Genomic DNA, 1025 nt, shown 5'->3' with positions numbered 1-1025 from the left:
CATTGCTGCCGTGCATATCGCTTTAGAGCCAAACGAACTGACTGAACTTGAACGATCATTTTCCCCGGGGTCGATCGTCGGCGAGCGCTATCCCGACTACGTCCTAAAATGGGCGGCAAATTAACTGCCGATCCTAAATACCCGCTGCCTCAATGTTTTGATGGCATCCACCCATCTTACCGAAATGCAAACCTTCCGCTCTGCAACCAGGTGGGCAAGAATTTCTGTCCCAATGGCGAAGTTGCGAGACCGACCGGCGGTTATCAATCAACGGCGTCCATTCCGGCGGGCATCGCCCGACGCATAAACGCCCCGAACATTGGCACGGTAAACGCTGTCTCGCCGTAGCCCGGCGTGTAAATCATGCCCTTTGAAATCAGTGACGCACGCACGGGGCCAAAGCTGGAGGACTTGCGCCCAATATGCTCGGCGATGGCGGTCGATCCAAAGGGCCCCTCCCCCAGATCCGCCATGCCACGCAGATAGCGCTTTTCGGACGGTGTCAGGCGGTCGAACCGCACACGAAAGAAGCTGTCGTCGAGTGCGGCGATGGCCGTGGGGTGAGCCATCTCGACGTCCGCCACAGTAATGGGGCAAGCGCCGGCGGCATCCCAGCATTGCTTGCCCCATTCCTGGAGAAAATACGGGTAGCCCTCGGTGACGGCGATGATCTGCGCGACCGCGGCAGGCTCAATCGCGCATTCCTCCGCCTCGATCGGATGGATGATGGCGGAACTGGCCGCTTCGGTGCCGAGCGGACCGATGCTGGTGAACAAGAATAAGCGTTCGGCATAAGACTTGGCTTTGCCCATCTGCCCGGCCAGTTGCGGCAAGCCAGCGGCAACCAGCGTGATGGGGCGGTCGTTCTGGCGGGCGCGGTGAAGCGCGGTGATGAGCGCCGCCAGTTCGCGCTCGGGCACATATTGCAGCTCGTCGATGAAGAGCACGAGGGCGGTATCGCGCTCAGCGGCGGCTGCTCCCGCCAAGTCGATCAGGTCGATAAGATCGGCGTCGAGATCGCCATT

The 1025-nt window shown here is 60.4% G+C and carries 1 protein-coding gene; it reads right to left on the bottom strand.

What is annotated here, in order from left to right; all coding sequences use genetic code 11:
* Positions 1–263: 263 nt before the first annotated feature.
* A partial coding sequence (locus ABWP09_RS14460) for a DUF8462 domain-containing protein (protein WP_502959806.1) occupies positions 264–1025 on the bottom strand: 762 nt, incomplete at its 5' end.

The sequence above is a fragment of the Sphingomonas sp. genome (assembly GCF_040398505.1).
GTDB lineage: Bacteria > Pseudomonadota > Alphaproteobacteria > Sphingomonadales > Sphingomonadaceae > Sphingomonas.
This window is presented reverse-complemented; position numbering and strand designations above follow the sequence as displayed.